The organism is Balneola sp. EhC07, from assembly GCF_001650905.1.
In the GTDB taxonomy this organism is placed as follows: domain Bacteria; phylum Bacteroidota; class Rhodothermia; order Balneolales; family Balneolaceae; genus Balneola.
On record NZ_LXYG01000002.1, the window covers coordinates 179,115 to 196,674 of the forward strand.

Annotated in this window: 14 protein-coding genes; 11 read left to right on the top strand and 3 right to left on the bottom strand. The window is 38.2% G+C overall.

The window, feature by feature from the left end; all coding sequences use genetic code 11:
* Window positions 1-68 precede the first annotated feature (68 nt).
* From A8B79_RS01745 to A8B79_RS01785, 8 genes are all read left to right on the top strand, one after another.
* The gene (locus tag A8B79_RS01745) at window positions 69-1,067 is read left to right on the top strand and encodes a hypothetical protein (protein WP_066217547.1); all 999 of its coding nucleotides are present in this window, start codon (window positions 69-71) and stop codon (window positions 1,065-1,067) included.
* On the top strand, window positions 1,054-2,049 hold the full coding sequence (locus A8B79_RS01750; protein ID WP_066217239.1) for a vWA domain-containing protein: 996 nt from the start codon (window positions 1,054-1,056) through the stop codon (window positions 2,047-2,049). The genes A8B79_RS01745 and A8B79_RS01750 overlap by 14 nt, the downstream gene beginning before the upstream one ends.
* A 116-nt stretch (window positions 2,050-2,165) precedes the next feature.
* Complete coding sequence (locus tag A8B79_RS01755) at window positions 2,166-2,795, top strand: hypothetical protein (RefSeq protein WP_153038322.1); 630 nt, start codon at window positions 2,166-2,168, stop codon at window positions 2,793-2,795.
* A 138-nt stretch (window positions 2,796-2,933) separates the two neighbouring features.
* Window positions 2,934-6,254 (top strand): transcription-repair coupling factor, encoded by a 3,321-nt coding sequence (mfd, locus tag A8B79_RS01760; protein WP_066217243.1) that lies wholly within the window; start codon window positions 2,934-2,936, stop codon window positions 6,252-6,254.
* Between the two features lie 822 nt (window positions 6,255-7,076).
* Window positions 7,077-8,003, top strand: a complete 927-nt coding sequence (locus A8B79_RS01770) for an L-threonylcarbamoyladenylate synthase (protein ID WP_066217249.1) — start codon at window positions 7,077-7,079, stop codon at window positions 8,001-8,003.
* A gap of 160 nt (window positions 8,004-8,163) precedes the next feature.
* The gene (locus A8B79_RS01775) at window positions 8,164-9,435 is read left to right on the top strand and encodes a DEAD/DEAH box helicase (protein WP_066217251.1); all 1,272 of its coding nucleotides are present in this window, start codon (window positions 8,164-8,166) and stop codon (window positions 9,433-9,435) included.
* A gap of 39 nt (window positions 9,436-9,474) precedes the next feature.
* Window positions 9,475-9,666 (top strand): YwbE family protein, encoded by a 192-nt coding sequence (locus A8B79_RS01780; RefSeq protein WP_066217253.1) that lies wholly within the window; start codon window positions 9,475-9,477, stop codon window positions 9,664-9,666.
* Between the two features lie 88 nt (window positions 9,667-9,754).
* A complete protein-coding gene (locus A8B79_RS01785; protein ID WP_066217256.1) occupies window positions 9,755-10,006 on the top strand; it encodes a hypothetical protein in 252 nt (83 codons plus the stop codon).
* Here A8B79_RS01785 and A8B79_RS01790 read toward each other — a convergent pair whose 3' ends face one another.
* Window positions 10,007-11,089, bottom strand: coding sequence for a M20/M25/M40 family metallo-hydrolase (locus A8B79_RS01790; protein ID WP_066217258.1), 1,083 nt, complete (start codon window positions 11,087-11,089; stop codon window positions 10,007-10,009).
* Window positions 11,090-11,230: 141 nt separating this feature from the next.
* On the opposite strand from A8B79_RS01790, the gene A8B79_RS01795 reads away from it, so the two are divergent.
* Window positions 11,231-11,677, top strand: a complete 447-nt coding sequence (locus A8B79_RS01795) for an acyl-CoA thioesterase (protein ID WP_066217260.1) — start codon at window positions 11,231-11,233, stop codon at window positions 11,675-11,677.
* A complete protein-coding gene (locus A8B79_RS01800) occupies window positions 11,670-12,920 on the top strand; it encodes an HD domain-containing protein (RefSeq protein ID WP_066217263.1) in 1,251 nt (416 codons plus the stop codon). The genes A8B79_RS01795 and A8B79_RS01800 overlap by 8 nt, the downstream gene beginning before the upstream one ends.
* Before the next feature lie 21 nt (window positions 12,921-12,941).
* Here the strand turns inward: A8B79_RS01800 and A8B79_RS01805 are convergent, their stop codons facing one another.
* Window positions 12,942-13,781: a BadF/BadG/BcrA/BcrD ATPase family protein gene (locus A8B79_RS01805; RefSeq protein ID WP_066217265.1), complete on the bottom strand. Its 840-nt coding sequence runs from the start codon at window positions 13,779-13,781 to the stop codon at window positions 12,942-12,944.
* A 100-nt stretch (window positions 13,782-13,881) separates the two neighbouring features.
* Between A8B79_RS01805 and A8B79_RS01810 the strand changes: the two genes are divergently transcribed.
* Complete coding sequence (locus A8B79_RS01810; protein WP_066217267.1) at window positions 13,882-15,042, top strand: acyltransferase family protein; 1,161 nt, start codon at window positions 13,882-13,884, stop codon at window positions 15,040-15,042.
* Window positions 15,043-15,080: 38 nt separating this feature from the next.
* Here the strand turns inward: A8B79_RS01810 and A8B79_RS01815 are convergent, their stop codons facing one another.
* Window positions 15,081-17,513, bottom strand: coding sequence for a phosphodiester glycosidase family protein (locus A8B79_RS01815; RefSeq protein WP_066217269.1), 2,433 nt, complete (start codon window positions 17,511-17,513; stop codon window positions 15,081-15,083).
* Window positions 17,514-17,560 lie beyond the last annotated feature (47 nt).

Genomic DNA, 17,560 nt, shown 5'->3' on the forward strand with positions numbered 1-17,560 from the left:
TAAAAGCCGTTATATTGCGATCATTATTTTATATTCATCAAAAAAATTTAAAAGCTAAAAAATCTTTGATGGTTGAGCTTAAACCACGACTGATTAATAAAAGTCTCGTTTTACTTACCGCTTGTTTTTGTTTGTTATCCGGAAAAATATCCGCACAAACTATTTCAGTAAGCGCTCCCTCTGACTCTTTGACGGTTGGGGAAGTTTTTAATTTCTCCATCACAATTAAGAACTCTACTGCTGCAGAGAAAGTTGTTTTCCCTGATTCTAATTCTTTTGGTGGTGATCTTGAATTTTTGTCCTCCCGACATTTCAAAGTCAGTTCATCTACTGATAGTACAGAATACGATCTTCAGTTTTTTGCGGTAGAGGATGTTACGATCCCTCCTCTTCCGGTTAAGATTGTGTCTAACGGTGATACTAATTTAGTTTTTACTGACCCACACATTCTTTTATATAAACAAACGATTTCTTCTGTAGACGATGAATTTAAACCGCTGAAACCCAACTTCACTTTCCCATATACTATATGGCCGTACATAGTTGGTCTGCTACTCTTACTTGCAGCCGGATTCTTTATTTGGCGGAAGTATTTCAGAAATAGAACCACTGAAGAAATTCAGACTAAGGCGGTTCCTGAATTTAAAAACCCGGTCAACGAATTAGAATCCAGATTGATCAGTATCAAGGATACTCATTCAGATCAGGTCGAAAAAGATTACAAATGGTTCTACAGTGAACTTGGAGATGCATTACGATGGTATGTTGAAGAGCTCTATAAAATTCCTGCTTTAGAATCTACTACAAGAGAAGTATTGCGGTATATGGATGCTTTCGGTGTGGATGTTCAAATAGTGAAACACTCCAGAATAGTGCTTAATGAAGCCGATATGACAAAATTCGCTAAGTTCAAACCAACACTCGATCAATCATGGAAAGCTTATAATGAAGGATTATTGTTTTTAGAAAGAGCTAAGATCGTAGATAGCGCCAGAATTCAGAGAATTAAAAATGAATTTGAAGCTCAATTTAAAAATGATCAGGAGGACGAATATGGAATGGGCTAATCCTGAATGGTTCTGGGCACTTTTATTACTCCCGGTAGTTATCGGGTTATATTTGTACAGGTTTTTTGGAAAGAAACGAGCAGCACTTTCTTTTTCTTCACTGGATGATGCAAAGAGATTACCCGGTAATTGGAAATCTCATCTTCATTGGCTTACGGCTTTGTTTTCCTGGGCAGGACTTAGCCTGTTGATAATAGCTTTAGCACGACCTCAGGAAAAACTAACTACCATTGAAAGAAATGCCGAAGGAATCGATATCGTAATGGTTATTGATATTTCTTCATCAATGAGAGCTGAAGATCTGCAACCCAACAGATTTGAAGCGGCACGAGAAGTTGCAAAACAATTCGTGGATAAACGGGTATCAGATCGTATCGGTCTTGTTACTTTTGCAATGAAAAGTTTCACCGTTGTCCCTCCCACTCTGGATTACAAATTACTTACTCAGCTTCTCGAAGATCTGGAAATGGGAATTATCGAAGATGGAACAGCTATTGGAATGGGAATTGCCACAGCGATCAATCGCCTAAAAGACGGCGAAACCAAAAGCAAAGTCATTATCCTTTTGACAGACGGACAAAATAACGCAGGGGAAATCGATCCTGTTACTGCAGCTGATCTTGCCGTTACTTATGGTATCAAAATTTATACGATAGGTGCAGGAACAAGAGGCACTGCACCTTACCCTATTCAAGACCCGATCTTTGGCAGACGTTACCAAAACATCGAAGTTAATATTGATGAGGAAATGCTTACGTCTGTTGCTCAGCTAACAGGTGGAAAATATTATCGCGCAACGGATACGGAAGAATTGATCAATGTTTATAATGAAATTGATGAACTTGAAAAGTCAGAAGTTGAAGAGCTGATCTACACTGATTATGAGGAGGAGTATCCTCTGTATTTAGGGCTTTCATTCTTGTTACTCGCATTGGCATTCACAACCGATCGTTTTGTGTTAAGAAGTGTTGTAGAAGCATAAGCGAAATGCAAAAATCAATTTCCATCACTCAAATTCCAAATTCTTTATTTGAAAGTTGAATGTTCCTCTGTTGGATTTTGGATATTCAACTGTTTATTAAAATCACGTCTATTTCAATGAAGTTCTTCAAGAGCAAACAATTCTGGATTTTAAACACCTTATTCTTTGTTTTTATATTTCTTCAAATTTTGGATTTTCCTCAGCCATTCGATTTCCCTTGGATCTTTGGAATAGGAAAGTTTTTAATATTCGTTTCAATTCCTATTTACATTTCTCGCTTTGATAAAAAACGAAAACATAAAATCGCAATTTCCCTCTTATATCTAATACTAATCATTTCAACTTACTCGATTCCTTTTTGGAAATTAAAAGCCAATATTTATTTATCCGGTATCCAAAATGATTATTCCCAAATCGTAGAAACTCTTGAGAAAAAAGAACATTTTACTATCATAACATATAAGAAACAGGGAGATTCACTACAAACAAACCCTGGAGATTTTAAATCGAATTTTACTACTAAAGAATTAAATTCGATTAAAAATTTTATGAAAGATAATTACTATATCGAAATCTTTGATGAAAGAAATGGAATAGCGTTAATCTATCGTCGGTTTCTTGATAATAGAAGCGGCTTTATCTTGTGTGATAACCAAGAATGTAGAGCAAGAATGGATTCTGTAAATTTAAATAATGAGGATTATTACCGGTTTAATAATAGTTGGTATCATTTTTCAGCTCGATGACTTTCTTTTAATAATATGAAAGTTGAATGTTCCTCTGTTGGATTTTGGATATTCATTATTCAACTGTTCTTACGTTCATTGTTCTGTCTTCTTTCGTACCTTTCCTGAAATTAGCGATCCGAACTTCCTAACCTATTCATGAAAAAAAGCCATTTACTAAAGAAGATCTCTGAAACTGATCTGTTTTCGGAATTCTCATCAACCTTAGAAAAAGAGAAAAAACTACATGTTAAAGAAAGTGTTGGATCACTAACCTCTTTCGCAATTAATGAATTAAGTAAGTCTTATCAGAACATAGTTTGTATTACTGATTCTGATGAAAATCTGCGTTTTTTAAAAGCTGATCTGGAAGTAATTTCAAAATCCAAGCTCATCAGCTTCCCTTCAACCAATCATAAACCTTATGATAATGATCAAATTGTTGATTCAAGTGCATTGGTTCTTCGTTCTGAAGCACTGGAAGGAATCAAAAGCAGAGCAAAAAAGATCGTTGTATCATCCGCTCAAGCTATATCAGAAAAGGTAGCACCTCCTCAGGTCCTTGAAAAAGTAAGCCTGACGATTGCAAAAGGCGACAGCATAGAAATCGACCGATTAAAAGAAAAGCTAGTGGATCAGGGATACAACCCAACGAGATTTGTAGATGAACCCGGCGATTTTGCAGTCCGGGGTGGAATCTTTGACGTTTATCCCTTTGCAGGAGAATACCCTGTCCGTCTGGAATTCTTCGGCGATGAGCTCGAATCAATAAGAGAGTTTGATGCAGACTCCCAACGATCTGTTTCTTTTCTCAACCAAGCCAGATTTATACCTGATCTGACAAACCTTCCCGATTCAGAGAAATCAGGTTTTCTCTCATACTTTGATGAAAGTACTGTACTGGTTCTTATAAATCCCGAATTAATTCGATCAAATATTGAAGAGTTTTATGAGCAAACAGAAAGTGCATTCAATGAACTGGATGATCAGGAAATATCAAAACCTGTAGATCTCTATTTATCTGGTGAAGAATACATTACAAGTATCACCGAATTTAATAATAATGTAATATTTGGTTCTTCAACACCTCCGAATAAAGCCTTTCGCTTCGGTTCAAAACCGCAACCTGATTTCCATGGAAACTTCGAGCTTCTGCGAAAGGAGATCACGCAACAAAGTGAATCCGGAAATCATGTTTTGATCTGTTGTGACAATGACGGTCAACAAAAAAGATTTGAAGAACTACTAGGAGAACCAAGTGATGAATTTAAGTATTCGTTAATCATTGAATCCCTTCACGAAGGTTTTGTTTATCCTCCCTCCAACATTTGTGTATATACTGATCATCAGATCTTTAACAGATACTATCGACCTAAAGTAAAACGAAGAAAGCATCAAGGCGGAATATCCTTTAAGGAACTGAAGGATCTGAACATCGGTGACTTTGTGGTTCATGTTGATTACGGAATCGGAAAATTTGCCGGCTTTAAACAGATCAGAGTAAAAGAGGCTGAGCAGGAAGTGGTTGTTCTTCGCTATAAAGATGATTCCGTTCTTTATGTGAATGTCAGCAGCCTCCATAAACTTCAAAAATATTCAGGGAAAGAAGGAACCGCACCAAGAATTACAAAGCTTGGTTCCGGGGAGTGGGCTCGTAAAAAGGCTCAGACGAAGAAGAAAGTTAAAGATATAGCCAGAGAGCTTATCTTGTTGTACGCCAAAAGGAAAGCGCAAAAAGCTTATTCCTTTAGCGAAGATACCAGCTGGCAAACCGAGATGGAAGCCAACTTCCAATTTGAAGAAACTCCTGATCAGGATATTGCAATTCAAGCCGTAAAGCAGGACATGGAAAGCGAACAACCCATGGATCGGTTGGTATGCGGAGATGTTGGCTTTGGCAAGACTGAAGTAGCGGTAAGAGCTGCATTCAAAGCAGTGATGGATCATAAACAAGTCGGAGTATTGGTTCCTACTACTATCCTGGCTGAGCAACATGCAAAGACCTTCAAAAAAAGAATGGGAAAGTTTCCGGTGAATATCGAAGCTCTTTCCAGGTTCAGATCTAAAGCAGAACAAACAAAAGTATTAAAGAAATTGGATGCCGGCGATGTAGATATACTGATCGGAACCCATCGAATTCTATCAAAAGACATAAAGTTCAAAGATCTGGGGCTCATCGTGGTTGATGAAGAGCAAAGATTTGGAGTCAGCGCGAAAGAAAAGCTTAAGGAATTCAGAGCCGCGGTTGATGTGCTCACTCTTACCGCTACACCAATACCAAGAACACTGCAATTTTCTCTTATGGGCGCGAGGGATCTGAGTGTCATAAACACTCCCCCACCTAACAGACAGCCAGTATACACCGAAATACACAGCTTTGATGAAGAATTAATACGAGATGCCATCCTGCAGGAAATGAGTCGGGGCGGACAAGTATTTTTTATCAATAACAGAGTAAAGAATATCGAAGAAGTAGCTGAAATGATCCGAAGATTGGTTCCGGACGTTCGGGTTCGTTTTGGTCATGGGCAAATGACAGCATCTCAGCTCGAAAAGATCATTGAGGACTTTTACGCACATAAATTTGATGTATTGGTATCAACTAATATCGTTGAAAATGGAATTGATATTGCCAATGCTAATACCATCATTATCAATCAGGCTGATAATTTTGGTCTGGCAGAACTGCATCAGCTCAGAGGTCGTGTTGGGCGTTCCAATCGCAAAGCTTTTTGTTATCTGATCACCCGTCCTATCCAAACACTTACTCCTGAAGCCAGAAAACGATTATTAGCACTTGAGGAATTTTCGGATCTAGGTTCCGGCTTCAACATCGCTATGAGAGATCTGGACATTCGGGGAGCAGGAAACATTCTGGGCGGTGAACAAAGTGGTTTCATCAATGATATTGGCTTTGAATTGTATTCCAAGATCCTGAATGATGCCGTGCGGGAGCTTAAAGAATCTGAGTTCAGCGATATGTTTGAAGGCATTGAAGCAGAAATAGAGCTTCCGGAAACAGTAGTTGAGTTTGATGAATCTGCACTGCTTCCTAATAATTATGTAAGTGATAATGTGGAACGATTAAACCTGTACAGAAAACTATCTCAGGCTAAAACCGAAAAAGAGATTGAAGATTGGAAAGAGGAGATCGAAGATCGCTTTGGTCCTGCTCCAAAACCAGCTTTGTATCTGATTGAGGCTAGCAAGATCAAACTGTTTGCTTCCAGGTGCTTATTCAAAAAAGTGACTATTCGGTCTCAACGCATGTGGGCGGTTTGTCCTAAAGCTGAGTCTAAGCTGGCTGAAGCATTTTATGAACAAGGCAAATTTCAAGTAATTCTGAAGCAATTAGAGACTTTACGCCCTAATAAATTCCAACTCATCCAAAAAAATGAAGCTGTTCGATTAGCTATACAGGATATCCCAGATATTTTTGGCGCTACTGAGTTTTTGAAAGAATTGAGTGAGAATGTCTAAATATTAATCCCGTAATAATTCAAGCGGACGTGAACGTCCTCCTAGTTTAAAATGCTGCTTAAGCCAGAAGAGCCTTCAGGCTCGACGAAGTGATGGATAGTCATCTCTGCAGATCTTAGGTATTTCTTTGACGATTTAATGTGACAGTTCTAAGAAAAATTCGCCCTTAGTATTTAAGACGGAAAAGTGAGCATGATCCGGATGCGTCTGCGAAGCAGGATTAATCCTTTCTGGTGCGAAGTTTAGTAATTTCCTCAGAATGAACGAAGACCTTTAGGATTATTCAGCGTATGCAGGATTGATCTTTTGTCCCAATTCTATGCGCTGGAAACGGACCTCCCCGGCTAAGAAATAGATTCTTTGATTCTGAGTAGCTCGCCCCTCCTTGGATAAGGAGGGGAATTCCAAAGTTAATTCTAATTTTTATCAACGAGTCCTCCTCCTGTTGCAGGATGAGACAGAGGAGGTCTTTCTTAAGGATCATGTGTACATTTACTTACAATGTACTTTTGTACCGCTACTGAGCTTCCTCAATACAGGCTCCAGTACCAAAAGCTCTCGCCAATAATTCTAAAGGTCGGTCGATGTGGAAGCTTTTACTGAAATCTTCAGGACTATAACTAGAATAATTTTTGAAGGAAATATCAAAAGACATCCAGCAAAGTCATCTCGCAGCGTATGCCCGAGATCTGGATCTATTGTAAGGGCGAGTTTATAATTAAGATTTAGATTCCTGCCTTCGCAGGAATAACTAGTTTTTTATACTGGTATGGATTTAGAAATTTAAATAGCTCCATTTCTAAGCATTCATTAACTTTAAAAATGCCAATTGACCAAAAATACATACAAGCCATAAAAAATGGCGATGTTGTAGCTTTCCCAACCGAAACGGTTTATGGGCTTGGTGCAGATGCATGGAACTCTGAAGCGATTGCTAAAGTATTTGAAACCAAAGGGCGACCTTCTGATAATCCGTTGATCGTTCATGTATCAGACTTTGACCAGATCAATGATTTTGCAGCGGAAATACCCGAAGCTGCTCAGTTACTAATTGAGGAATTCTGGCCGGGACCGTTAACGTTGGTTTTCAAAAAAAAGCCTGAAGTATTGGATGCTGTAACAGCAGGATTGGACACCATTGCTATCCGAATGCCTGCCAATGAAATAGCATTATCACTTATTTTAGAAACTAATCCTCTTGTTGCCCCAAGTGCTAACAGATCCGGAGCTCCCAGTCCTACAAAAGCGAGTCATATAAAGGCTGATTTTGGTTCTTCAGTTTTAGTTATTGATGGAGGTTCAACTCAGGTTGGCTTGGAATCCACTGTACTGGATATTTCTGGAGAACAACCAATGATCTTGCGGCCCGGTGTGATCGGAAAAGATCAAATAGAACAAGTCTTGAACCAAACAGTTCTTATTGATGATAAGAGTTCTGAAAAGCCTAAAAGTCCAGGGCAAAAATATTCACATTACAAGCCCAAAGCCGATGTAAAATGGCTGGATTCTGAAGATGAATTTGAGGATACCTCTTCCCTGTTTTTACTTTTGAATGCAGAAACCGAACAACAAAACATCATAAATTATACTCAGGACTTTGAAAAACTAGCTCGTGAATTATACGATAGATTTCGTCAGGCTGATTTAGATGGCTATAAGAAAGTGATTATAGAGCCCTTTGATGATCGATATGATTCTTCTGTTATCCCCGCATTACTGAACAGGATTGAAAAGGCAACTTCCCTTTAATGAATAGCATTTACCGATTTAATTAACCGTATATTGCTCGGACTTAAGTAGTGTATGGGAATAGGGTTGCTAAGGCACATGTATGCTATCTTCAAATTAAACTGAGAAACTTTTCTGAGCTCTATCTTCAACTTTCTCCCCTTCTTTCTTACATATACATATGAAATTCCGCGATCTTCAAATTATTGAACCTATCCAAAAGGCTCTTAAAGAACAGGGCTATGATAAGCCTACACCAATTCAGGAACAATCTATACCAATTTTACTGGCCGGAAAAGACCTTCTGGGTTGTGCGCAAACCGGTACCGGGAAAACTGCTGCTTTCGCAATTCCGATCCTTCAACATTTATCTGATTCTCATGAACCTGATAATCCCAGGCGCTCAATAAGATCTCTGGTGATCACTCCAACCAGAGAATTAGCGATTCAAATTGCTGACAGCTTTACTACATACGGACAATATACTGACATCAAAAATACCGTTATTTATGGAGGAGTTAAGCAGCAAAAGCAAGTTAAACGGCTTAAAGCAGGCGTTGATATACTTGTAGCCACCCCCGGAAGATTGTTGGATCTGATGAATCAGGGATTCGTGTCGCTAAAAGATGTAGAGTATTTTGTACTTGATGAAGCCGATCAAATGCTGGATATGGGATTTATTCACGATATCAAGAAAGTAATTGCCAGATTACCCAAAAAACGACAATCACTATTCTTTTCGGCAACCATGCCTGCTGCTATTGTGAATCTTTCTAAATCCATTCTGGGAAACCCCGAACGAGTGACTATAACTCCTGAAAAAGCAACAGCAGAAAAAGTAGAACAGCATCTTTTTTATGTCAGCAATGGAAATAAGATCAAATTGCTGATCAATCTTCTTCAAACAGATCTAATAACTTCTTCTATTGTCTTCTCCAGAACTAAGCATGGAGCGAATAAGATCGTGAAACAGCTATTAAATGCTGAAATTAGTGCAGAGGCTATTCATGGAAATAAGTCTCAACCCGCCCGTCAAAGGGCATTGGAAAATTTTAAAGATGGAACTACAAGAATCTTGGTAGCTACAGATATTGCTGCACGTGGAATTGATGTAGATGATGTCTCTCATGTTATAAATTATCATCTTCCAAATATTCCGGAAACCTATGTACATCGTATTGGAAGAACAGGCAGAGCCAATGCAAGTGGTATAGCTCTCTCCTTCTGTGCTGTTGATGAACGTCCGTTTTTACGGGATATTGAGAAATTAATTAATCAGAAAATTGAAGTAATTTCTGAACATCCTTATCCTGATGACTCAGAGGAACCGGCTAAACCTGCATCAAAAGGATCTAACAGAAGCAGATCTAAGAGCAATGGTAGTAGAAATTCCAGAAGGAAAAACACTAGTAGCCGAAATAACCGTAACTCGAGATCACGAAATAGAAACTGATAGCTGATAGCTGATAGCTGATAGCTGAATTAAAAAAATATGGACGGAACTCAAAGAAAAGACATTCAAGTAGGTAGTTCAGTCGAAGTAGTTCAGAAACACCACCAACGAAGTGGAGAACTAACTTCAGGGGTGGTAAAACGATTGCTTACCAAATCCCCAACCCATCCTCATGGTATTAAAGTGATGCTGGAATCCGGAATTGTTGGGAGAGTTAAGAAAGTAAATTAGAGTTCTGTACTATCTCTCAGTAACCAAAATAAAGCGAAACCTTTATGTTGATTTAGCCGTGTAGAACAGACACGAAAAAGGAGGAAAAATGGGTATTTGGGCTGAATCTGCAAAAACACTTAAGTTCAATAATTCAATGCTTAGAGGAAAAACCCTCTTCAAAACATTGAGTGAAAATTCCAGATATAACATCCTTCAATCCGAAATTGATCCTGAAAAAATGAACTTCGGATTAGATTTTGTTCAAAAAAGAAAGAACAGAAGAAATCTAATATTCTTTCTTCTTATTTATCCAATTGCTATTTCTGCATTTGTATTCTGGATACTTTCAATTATTTGATCAATCTTCAAAAACTCCAAACGTCTGATCCGGTCGCATAGCTAGTACAGCTTCAACCATTAAATTGATCAAGTCTTCTACATCATTCACATTGCAAGTTTCTACAGGTGAATGCATATACCTGAGTGGAAGTGAAATCAATGCGCTTGGTATTCCTGTCTGCTGATAAAAAATACTATCGGTATCGGTTCCTGTTCTTACACTGGTAGCTTCATGCTGAACTTCGATTTTAGCTTTCTTACAAACATCTTCTAAGAAATCGACGACCTTCGGGTGGTTAGCCCCTCCGTGTTGAATAGCAGGACCTTTACCCATTTCTACTGTTCCGTGCTGTTTCTGATCAATTCCGGGAGTATCAGTCGCATGCGTTACATCAGTTACCAATGCAACATCCGGCATAAACCGGTAACTCATCATTCGGGCACCAAATCCGCCCACTTCTTCCTGCACAGAATTCAATGCAATTACATTTACTTTAAGATCTTTCTTTCTCTCGCTGATCTTTCGAAGTGCTTCTGCAATAATATACCCACCTATTCTATTATCAAGTGCGCGTCCTGTTAAAATATCGTCGTTCAGATATTCCAGATCCGAAGAATACGTGATCGGATCACCCACTTGTATCAACTCAAGAGCTTCTTCTTTTGAACTAACGCCGATATCAACGTAGATGTCTTTCCAGGCAGGCTGTTTGCCACCACCGTTTTTAGTGTCTTGCAAATGAATAGCTGTATTTCCTGTCACCCCAACAACTCTGCCTCTTTTGTTGTGGATGAATACTTTCTTAGCACGAGCTATAGTAGAATCGCTGCCCCCAAGCTTGTTGATATATACAAATCCCTGATCAGAGATATGCTGAACCACCATTCCGATCTCATCACAATGAGCTTCCAATAAAACCGTAGCTACATCACCGCTTGTGTTAATTTTTCCTGCAGCAGATCCGTAGGCATCCGTTACCACTTCATCCGAAAACTGATCTACGTAATCTTTCCATACTTTAACTCCTGCTTTTTCAAATCCGGTTGGACTCGGAGTGATGAGTAGATCTTCTAAAAATTGTTTACTGGAACTGTTAGCCATGCCTGTATCGTTGTAATTATCTTAAATTATTTAGGCATCGAATATAACGAAAGAAGTATACAATATTGAATATGGATAATAGAATAAAAGACAGGAATTATATTCCTTTATTCCTAATTCCCTTATTCCTAATTTAAAAGTATGATCAAACCTGACTACGATTCCGATTTCTTTTACCATTGGCATGAACTAACTGTACGATTCAGCGATGTAGATTCACTTCAGCATGTCAATAATGCAACATTCAGTACTTATTACGAAGAGTCCCGATTACGTTTTCTGGGTGAATATTTCGAGATGAGTAAGGAATATTACGAAGGGCGTTCTTTTGTGATGGTTCGTTCTGAAATTGAATATCTCGGTCAGATCAAATTTCCGGATTCTATTTTGATCGGAACCGGCATTCTGAAAGTCGGTAATTCCAGCCTGGATACCTATCAAGCTATATACAACAAAGAATCTAAAAAGCTCTTGAGTGTTGCTCAAACTACAGGCGTTTGGTTCGATCTGAACAAACAAAGACCGGTAAAACTACCTGAAATTCAGAATCTCGAAGCCATGCTCATAAAAACTGATCAAGATGGATAAAAGCACCAGGTACAAAATTTTCAATGATCCTGTACACGGATTCATCACTGTACCAAAAGGGATCATTCTAAGACTGATCGATCATCCCTACATCCAGAGATTGCGCAGAGTTCGTCAGCTTGGACTTGGGTACCTGGTTTTTCCAGCAGCGGAACACTCCCGCTTTTCTCATGCACTGGGAGCACTTGAACTTGCCAAAAGAGTGTTGAATAATTTACTGGAAAAAGACACTACCATCACCAAAAAGGAATATGAAGGCACTTTAATTGCGATATTGCTTCATGATGTTGGTCACGGACCTTTATCCCACACTTTAGAACACACTTTGATCAAAGATTTCAATCATGAGCAAATGAGTTTGGCTATCATGAAAGAACTCAATAAAGAATTCGACGGAGAGCTCGATACCGCAATAGCCATATTCACGAATCAGTATAAAAAGAAGTTTCTACACCAGCTTATCTCTTCCCAGCTTGATCTGGACAGGTTGGATTATCTGAGCAGAGACAGTTTCTTTACTGGTGTTTCGGAAGGACGTATTGGTATAAATAGAATTCTGAAAACGATGCGTGTCCATAAAGGAAACATTGTAATAGAGAAAAAGGGAATTTATGCGATTGAGAACTACATCATAGCCCGAAGATTGATGTACATGCAGGTCTATTTGCACAAAACAGTACTAAGTGCTGATGCCTTAATCAGAGCTGTATTTAAAAGGATCAGAGATTTGCTAGATTCTGGTTACGAACTGGATTTTGCCTCTGATAGTCTGCGATATTTTATGCAAGATCAGCCTTCTGCTAAAAAACAGATCACCGGAAAGATGATCAAAGCATATACTTCCCTTGATGACTACGATATCTACTTAAATATAAAGTTCTGGACTCAAAGCAATGATAAGATCCTTGCTGAACTCTGTAACCGCTTTTTGAATCGGAGTTTGTTCAGAACCACTTTCTTTGAAAATACCCCCTCTGAAAAAGATCATGAGGAAATAAAAAGACAGACTAAATTGAGTTTAAAAAAACTGGGTTTACCACATGATGATGTGTCCGCATCTTATTTTTACAGTTTTGATCAAAGCTATTCCGAAGCTTATAAATATCAGAATGAGAGCATCTGGATCTTGGAAAACGATAATGCAGTTGAATTTTCCAAAGCTGCGGACACTAAAAATATAATCGCTTTAACTGAACCTGTTGTCAAAAACTATTGTGTTCACTTAAAACAAGTTAAGATCTAGACCAATCTGTCTCCGTTGAATTCAGGATGTATGGAAATCAACCAATCTATCAAGGGGTTTGCGTACTACTATGGAAAGATCCATCCCCCGCTCTGATAGTACCTCTTCAAGTATTTCCTGATAAACCGAAGCTATTGAGCCAACAAAGCCTATCTCCTTTTCTTTTGATTCTTCGAAATAGCCAAGTTGTTTATCAGCAAAAGCTTCGAATCCTTTTCTTACCATATTCTTTATGAAAGGATGATCCCTGTAATCACCTAATATCTTTGAGAAGGATGCCACGAATCTGTTGGCCTGAGGCTCTTCATAGATCTTATGAAGAACACTTTCTAACGACATATCGCTTGTTTCTTCCAAAGCGTTTCTCAGATCTTCCGGCATAGTTTTATAGTAATATGCATTCAGAATTCGTTTTCCGAAATATCCACCGCTTCCTTCATCTCCAAAAACAAATCCAAGCGAAGGAATTGACTTCACGATCTTTTCGCCATCATATACACATGAGTTAGAACCCGTTCCCATTATGCATGCAACTCCCTCCTTTTTACCAAAACAAGCAATAGCTGCGCCTAACATATCGCTTTCAATATGAATTTCAGATTCAGGAAAATTCTCTCTTATTGCATTCTGAAGTATTGCCTTTCTGGATTCATTCCCACTTCCTGAGCCATAGAAGAAGATCTCATCAACCTGAGTGTTTTTTAAACTGTTTTTAACCCCGTTTTTAATAGCTTCAGAAAGCTGCCCGTGTGTCCTGAAATAAGGATTTAAGCCATCACTTTTAAAGAATTCTTTACTCTCTTTATTTACTAAAACCCATTCTGTTTTTGTGGAACCGCTGTCAGCTATTAAAATGCTCATTTATATTTTTTGTTAAATTTTATTGAAGATACTTAACACAATATTTCATTACCACATTAAGAATAATTTTTAAGTACATTCCGAAAATAATTTAATTTATATGACCTCAATCAGCGGTATTTCTTCGGGTAAACGATTAGTTTCTTTGGATTTTTTCAGAGGTGCTACGGTAGCTGCCATGATACTGGTAAACAATCCGGGATCATGGTCTCATATCTATGGACCTTTAAAGCATGCACCCTGGCATGGCTGGACTCCAACAGATCTGATCTTTCCTTTTTTCTTATTCATAGTAGGTGTTTCCATTGTGCTGGCATTTACCAAAGCCAAAAATAAAGGAGCTCAAGATTCTGACCTTTTAAAAAAGACTTTAATAAGAGCTGCCAAAATATTTGGATTAGGTCTGGCTTTAACGGCATTTCCTTATTTGACATTTTTACCTGATTTCGGACTTCATTCAAACCTGATCGATATAAGAGTTCCCGGTGTTTTGCAAAGAATTGCTATTTGTTATGCTATCGGAAGTGTTTTATTTCTTTATACCAAACCAAAAACCCAAATGTACACCCTAGCAGGGCTATTGATAGGCTATTGGATCTTAATGATCGGTATACCTGTTCCGGGATTCGGAGCCGGAGCCATTGACAGCCCCGAAGGAAATCTTGCAGCTTACATTGATCAACTTACTTTATCCGGACATACCTGGAAAGAAAACTGGGATCCTGAAGGATTACTAAGCACTCTTCCTGCAATTGGAACTACTCTGATAGGAATTTGGACAGGCAGAATATTGATGAACGATCACGAATCCGAAAGTTCAAGAACACTTCAGTTCTTTATTTGGGGATTTGTTCTAATCATAATTGGATACATCTGGAGTTGGGTCTTCCCTATCAATAAAAATATCTGGACCAGTTCTTATGCACTTTTCACCGGTGGACAGGCAATGTGTATTTTTGGATTATGCTACTGGTTTTTAGATGTGAAAGAAAATCAAAAATTCACTGACTGGGGAGTCGCTTTTGGTTTAAATGCGATTACCGTTTTCTTTCTGAGTGGTGTAATAGCTCGTGTTTTAAGCATGATCACTTTTACTTACAATGAGACCACTTATTCTGTAAAAGGATGGATCTATGAAGTTGTACTCAAGTCAATTGCTTCACCAATAAATGCTTCAATCTTATATGCCATCATGTGGATACTTCTTTTTTGGGGATTAGCTCACTGGATGAAGAAAAAGAATATTATTATTAAAGTATAGATATTGAAAACTTGGATTAAGCACTTTTCTATTTAACACTACTTGATCAAAGTCATTCTTCGTGTAATGGTAGTCCCTTTGGAACTCAGCCGGTAAATATAAATACCGGATGAAAGATTAGAGCCATCAAAAGAAATATCATGTGATCCTGAGCTCATATTTTCATTCAGAAGTGTTGCAACCTCTCGCCCCAGGATATCATATACTTTCAGTGTAGTAAACCCGCTTTTCGCAATACTGAAACTGATCACAGTAGTTGGATTGAATGGATTTGGATAATTTTGGTCTAATCTGCTTTCCGAAGGAATATCTGGTATTTCTTCTATCGACACGTTTAAATTTTTCGGATAGCTTAACCTCATATTGTCAAAATAGATCGAGCCTGAATAGGTTTCTCCTGTTTGCTGCTCAGACTTTAATTTGATTCCAATACCCGTAATTGTAATAGGATAGTAATAGCTGCTAAAAGGATCCGTAGCTTGAACACTTTCCATAGAAAGGTAATACTCTTCAAAATCTGTATTATCTGCATATCTTTTAAGCCTGATCGTAAACTCTTCACCATTATCATCAGTCAGGATAGCGTCGATCAAGTGCTGTTTTCCATCAGTAAGCCCATCAATTATAATCGTATCAGGAACTCCAAAAACAGGGATATTGGTTCTTACATACGCCCATGTGCTTGGCGTACCTGCGTATGTAAACTGATAATCGATTTTTAAAGCTTTCTCGCCTTCTGAAAATGTGTTTTCTGCGGTACTGACCGATGAATTAGAAAGGTCTATATTTTCGCCATCTAGTGAAATCCCTTCAATACTTTCAAAGTCTTCGATCTGTGTTATACCGCTCCCGATCTGTACCTCAACTTGAGATGTATCCGAGACACCATCAAAAGTGCCTATAACATTTGTTACTCCTTCTGCTAACCCTTTGAAAACGTCATTTTCTATGGTTCCTATGTTCTCATCCTCAACTTCCCAATTTACATTAGCATTAGAAACGGATTGGGATATCCCATCGCTGTCATATGATTTATTAAAAAATACAAGATCCTGATTATCATCAGTTACAGCTTTTTCCGGAAATAAATTAAAACTCATTATCCCTTTGATCTCAACCAACGATGAATCTTTATAGCCATTGTATTCCACAAACACATAACCTGTATCAGGATTGTTACCGGCTGTAAAGAGACCTGTATCAGAAATTTCAGCATCGAAACCTTCACTTAGAGAAAATGTGAGTTCCTCTGTATTTAAGTTCACCGGAAAGTAGTTTTCATCTGTACCTTCCACTTTATATGTGAAACTTTGATCTCTGTATATCTTTTTGATTGAAGGGTCAATATTTAACCGATGAAGGCTCCCAATTTTTTGTTTATTCGAAACTAACATCAAAGCATTAGCTACCGATCTTTCGCCGGCTCCATCTGAAGGTGAATTGGCGACCTCATTGTGAACTACCAAAGTGGTTGACCCCCCTCCGTCAAGATTCAGAGCGTTATGAGCTCCAATACCTAACATAAAATCACCTAGTTCTGTAAGTGTCATACCGGCACTGGTCGATTGCCTGCCATCAACAGTAACCAAATAGAACTTGGTTGTATCCGCATTAAACCCGAGTGCAGATCTGGGATGTCTTTCCGGCCAGTTTCCTTGATTTACTCCGTCGTTCAGGAACTTAGCACTTCCACCAACAGCTTCTGTTATAGCATCAGTAGCAGGAGAAACTTTGTGATTGATAGTTAATGTATCTCCGATAGAAACTCCATTTAAAGTAGTTGCACCGGCTCCATGTCCCGAAAGTACGAAAGTAGAATCCGTGAGACTAGAGTTTCCCTCATTTACAGACTTAGAAACTACAACTGTACGTACTTCTCCGTTAACGATCCAGGGATCAATAGCCTTTAAAGTTAATTCCGTTCCGAAATTATTAGTAGCAGTACTAGATCCAAAAAAATGATTGTAGAAAATTATTTGATTGCTATTTCTTACTCTGTTTACATTGCTGATAGAATTAGTGGCCTCACCAATTTTCAAAACACCATCATAACTAGTGGTATTTATAAACATTTCCGAATTGCCTGAATAACCGAATACTTCTCTATTGATAGGTCTTGTCAGGATTTCACCTTTCAGAACCTGTAAATTTGTAGGAGTTCCACCACTATAGAAATCTCCGTTAATAGCCGCAATTACTTCATGGCCTGAAACAGACTTTCGGGCAGACATAGAGCTTGTTTTCTCATATGCTGCCAACCTATCCTGGGCTTTTACAGTTTCCAAACTATAAATACCATTAGTCAGGTCGAACTCAATTACTTCCAGAGTCCATGGAACTGATGAAGCAATAATAGAGTAATGAAATGCTCCTTCCCCAATTTGCTTAACGTTTACAGTATCGAATTTAACCTGCGAAAAAACAGATGCAGGAATCAATAAGAAAATTAACAGGCATAGAAATTTATTCATATTTATGAAATAAGAATTTAAAGAGCTTCATTTAGAATAGAATTCGT